Here is a 2125-nt window from a genome sequence, read left to right on the forward strand (position 1 = left end):
CGGTCGGAGATGCCTTCCTCTCTGGCGAGGTCGGCGATGGTGGTGACGTCGCCACGCTCCAGCCTGCTTCGCCAGTCCCACGCGCGGCCGATGGCGCGCAGCAGGCGGGCATCCTGGCCGCGATCCATGGCGACCTCGATCTCCTTGGGTGGCAGAATACGGGGGCGGCCGCCACGATTGCGCAGGGTGAGCGGGATATGGACGCGGAGGGTTTCCGGCTCTGCCATCACGCCACCTCCTTCTTGGCTGGGGCCATCAGTGCGGCGATTGCGCCCAAGCCTTCGTGGCGGAGATCAACCGCCAGCCCAGCGTCGCTGGCGGTGACACGTGAGACCAAAAGCCTGACCACGCGGGCCTGCTCGGCCGGGATCAGCGCGTTCCACATCTCATCGAACTGGGTCAGCGATGCGCTGATGTCCGCCTCGCCAAGGTCCGGCCGATCCTTGCGCAGGGTCCGCGACACACGTGATGCGACCTCTGGCGTGCGCAGCAGGCGGCGGATTTCACCGACCACGGCATCCTCGACCCTGCCACCTGGCAACCGCTGCGGCCCGCGGATCTCGGCCTTGGGCCGTTTCTTGATCGCGTCCATCGAGACGTAATATCGATAGCGCCGCGTGCCCTTCTTCGTGTGGTGCGGGGTCATCGCCACGCCGGTCTCGGTGAAGATCAGCCCGCGCAACAACGCCGGTGAGGGTTCCTTGGCAACGGCAACCCGCTTGACTCGATTGTTTGCTATTACATCATGTACTTCGTCCCAAAGGGCGGCGTCGATGATCGCGTCATGCTCGCCGGGATAGGCCGTGCCCTTGTGCACGGCGAGGCCGCGATAGACCTTGTTGTGCAAGGTCTTGAGCAGCGAGGTCTTGTCGTAAGGCCTGCCGGTCTTCGTCAGGATCGCGCGCGCGTCCAACTCGCGGATCACCTCCGCCGTGGAACTGGACCGGGCATAAAGCGTGAAGATTGTCCGCACCGTTTCAGCCTCGTCCGGGTTCACGATCAGCTTGCGGTCCTTCACGTTGTACCCGAGCGGCACTGGCCCGCCCATCCAGATGCCCTTCTTGCGCGACGCGGCGACCTTGTCGCGGATCCGCTCGCCGATGACCTCGCGCTCGAATTGGGCGAAGCTGAGCAAGATGTTCAGCGTCAGTCGCCCCATCGACGTGGTGGTGTTGAAGGACTGCGTGACGGACACGAAGGTGACGCCGTGCCTGTCGAAAATCTCGACCAGCTTGGAGAAATCCATCAGCGCGCGGGACAAGCGGTCGATCTTGTAGACGACGACGATGTCGATCAGCCCGTCCTCGATGTCGGCGATCAGGTCTTTTAGCGCGGGCCTCTCCAGCGTGCCGCCGGAGAAGCCGCCGTCATCATATTTGTCGCGCAGGCAGACCCAACCTTCGGCCTTCTGGCTGGCGATGTAGGCCTCGCAGGCCTCCCGTTGGGCGTCGAGACTGTTGAACTCCATGTCGAGCCCTTCCTCGCTCGACTTGCGGGTGTAGATCGCGCAGCGCAGGCGGCGGGGCGGTTGTGGCTGTGATTGGCGCGTCATTTACTGATCCTCGGGCGTGGGCTGAAACCGAAGAACTTCCAGCCGTTCCAGTTTGCGCCCGTGATGGCCCGCGCCGCGCCGGAGAGCGACTTGAACCGGCGTCCCTGCCATTCAAAGCCCTTGGCTAAGACTGTGACGCTGTGCTCGACGCCATTCCATTCGCGGACCAGCTTTGTGCCCGGCATCGGGCGTCGTGGGTCGGACACCATCTGACCGGGTTCGCCGGAGGCCACCTCCGCCGCCAGCGCATCCAGTGTCCGCCGCGTGTCGCGGCCAACGCCGCCAAATGCCAGTTCCTGGATGCGGTAGCCAAGCCGCAGCTCGAGGTTCTGGCGGCTGGTGTTTGGCGCAGGTGCGTCAAAGATCGCGGCCCATTTCTCGCGCAACTCGGGTACGGTCATCGCCTTCAGCGCGACCAGATCCGCCAGGACAGCGTGGTCCTGCGCAGGGCCAAGGCCAGTTCTCTTTCCCACTGATTTCGTTTTGGTTTTCGTCATTCGTCCTCTCCAACTCGGGTTCGCAACTGGTGACGACGACGGCGAACAAGGGCGAGGATGTCCAGCGAACTGTCTC

Annotated in this window: 2 protein-coding genes and 1 pseudogene; all 3 read right to left on the bottom strand. The window is 64.1% G+C overall.

Annotated features, from left to right (window positions below; genetic code table 11):
• Positions 1-227, bottom strand: a pseudogene (locus C8265_RS19215) (hypothetical protein); the annotation flags it as partial.
• Positions 227-1552 (bottom strand): recombinase family protein, encoded by a 1326-nt coding sequence (locus C8265_RS19220; protein WP_108485603.1) that lies wholly within the window; start codon positions 1550-1552, stop codon positions 227-229. The pseudogene C8265_RS19215 and the gene C8265_RS19220, both read right to left, overlap by 1 nt.
• Positions 1549-2049, bottom strand: a complete 501-nt coding sequence (locus C8265_RS19225; protein WP_108485604.1) for a DUF2924 domain-containing protein — start codon at positions 2047-2049, stop codon at positions 1549-1551. Before C8265_RS19225 ends, C8265_RS19220 begins: the two co-directional genes overlap by 4 nt.
• Positions 2050-2125 lie beyond the last annotated feature (76 nt).

The organism is Oceaniglobus ichthyenteri (genome assembly GCF_003057885.1).
GTDB lineage: Bacteria > Pseudomonadota > Alphaproteobacteria > Rhodobacterales > Rhodobacteraceae > Oceaniglobus > Oceaniglobus ichthyenteri.

What these genes read in the sequence shown, in the direction of transcription:
- C8265_RS19220 (WP_108485603.1), bottom strand. Translation starts at nt 1,552, where the DNA reads ATGACGCGCCAATCACAGCCACAACCGCCCCGCCGCCTGCGCTGCGCG.
- C8265_RS19225 (WP_108485604.1), bottom strand. Translation starts at nt 2,049, where the DNA reads ATGACGAAAACCAAAACGAAATCAGTGGGAAAGAGAACTGGCCTTGGC.